Source organism: Streptomyces diversicolor (assembly GCF_057537855.1).
This window is the reverse complement of record NZ_BAAJXA010000110.1, coordinates 1-1,839: the sequence shown is the minus strand read 5'-3', so window position 1 is coordinate 1,839 and position 1,839 is coordinate 1. Positions and strand designations below refer to the sequence as shown.

At 68.1% G+C, this 1,839-nt stretch carries 2 protein-coding genes; both read right to left on the bottom strand.

Annotated elements, in window-relative coordinates; translation table 11 throughout:
• Positions 1-40 precede the first annotated feature (40 nt).
• Positions 41-415 (bottom strand): YybH family protein, encoded by a 375-nt coding sequence (locus AC27LF_RS45340; protein WP_351962253.1) that lies wholly within the window; start codon positions 413-415, stop codon positions 41-43.
• Positions 416-463: 48 nt separating this feature from the next.
• Positions 464-1,717, bottom strand: a complete 1,254-nt coding sequence (locus AC27LF_RS45335) for an IS256 family transposase (RefSeq protein WP_479662435.1) — start codon at positions 1,715-1,717, stop codon at positions 464-466.
• Between the last annotated feature and the right edge of the window lie 122 nt (positions 1,718-1,839).

Genomic DNA, 1,839 nt, shown 5'->3' with positions numbered 1-1,839 from the left:
GAGCAATTGTCAATTCCTGTGGATCGGTGCTGCCGCCTGGTTATGCGCTGAGGTGTTCGTGGAGCATCTGCCAGGTTCCGGCGTTGTTGATGAGCACGTTGGTGCCGCGGCCGCTTCCTGACCGCGGCTGGCCGTCGATGGTTCCGGTCCAGGTGAACCGGTAGCGGCATACCGCGTGGTCATCGCTGTGGGCGATCCACTCCAGGTCGTCGATCTGGTAGATCTCGTCGCGGATGGTGGCGAAGGTCTTGGCGATGGCGGCGAGGACGGCTTCGCGGCCGCGATGCGATCCGTCGGAGAACCAGTAGACGGCATCGGGAGCGATCAGCGGGACGAGCTGGGTGATGTCGTGGCTGTTGCTGGCCTGCTCGTAGGAGCGGATGAACTCGGTGGGCGGGGCAGTGGGTTCGGACATGGGCTGGTCCCTTTCTCTCTTTTGCGGCGCGACAAGTGACAGGGGCTGTCAGGCCGCCGTGGCCTGCTCCCGCTCGACGAGGACACCGTTTTCGAAGCGGGCGTCGGCTCGGACGAGGGCGACGAGGTGGGGTGCGGTGACCGCTCGCCAGCGGGCCTGGGCGGACTCAACGAGTTTGAAGACCATCGCGAGGGCCGCGGCGGGGCTGCCGGCGCCGCGGGTGACCTTGGTCCGAAGCTTCACGGTGGAGAAGGTCGACTCGATCGGGTTCGTGGTCCGCAGGTGGATCCAGTGCTCGGCCGGGAAGTCGTAGAACGCCAGCAGTTCCTCCCGGTCCTCGGTGATCTTCGCGACGGCCTTGGGGAACTTGGCGCCGTAGGTCTTGGCGAACGCCTCGATCGCCTTCTCGGCGTGCGCGCGGTCCTCGGCGTTGTAGATCTCCTGCATCGCCTTCGTCGCGCCCGGCTGTGCGGACTTCGGCAGGGCGTTCGTGACATTGCGGGCCTTGTGGACCCAGCACCGCTGGTGGCGGGCAGCCGGGAACACCTCCGCCAGCGCCTTCCACAGGCCCATCGCCCCGTCGCCGACGACCAGCTCGGGATCGCGCATGCCCCGGCGGCGGCAGTCACGCAGCAGATCGGCCCACGACTCGGTCGACTCGCGCAGCCCCTCGGCCAGCGCGATCAGTTCCTTGGTGCCGTCCAGGCGCACGCCCATCAGCACCAGGACGCAGGAGTGCGCCTGGCCGAGCCGGACCTTGGGGTGCACCCCGTCCGCCCACACGTACACGTAGTCGGACTCGGCAAGGTCGCGCTGCTGGAATGCCCCGTGGTCGTCGCTCCACTGCTTCGTCAGCCGGGTCACGGTGGCCGGCGACAGCCCGGCAGAGCTGCCGAGGAACTGCTCCAGCGCGGGAACGAAGTCTCCCGAGGACAGTCCGTGCAGGTAGAGCAGCGGCAGCACCTCGCTGACCTTGGGAGATTTGCGGCACCAGGGCGGGAGGATCTTCGAGGAGAACCGCATCCGCTCGCCGGTGGCCGCGTCCACCCGCTTGTCGTTCACCCGCGGGGCCATGACCTCGACCGGACCTGCGGCGGTGGTCACGGTCCGGGGCCGGTGGTGGCCGTTGCGGACCACCAGGCGCCGCCCGGCCTCGTCCGTCTCGGCGGCCAACTCGGCTATGTACTGGTTGACTTCGGCCTCCAGCGCGGCGGCGAGCATCCGCCGGGCGCCCTCACGGACGATCTCGTCGATCAGGGAGCCGGACTCGGTCGAACCATCGGCATTCACTACGCTGAGCAAGGGCGTGCCTTCCCGACCCGCGCTGCGAACGCGGGCCTACTCGGTGACTTGTAGATCACTCGGGAAGGTACGCCCTTCGCGTCCCGTCCCGAAGACCGATCCACAAGTCCTGAGCATTGCTC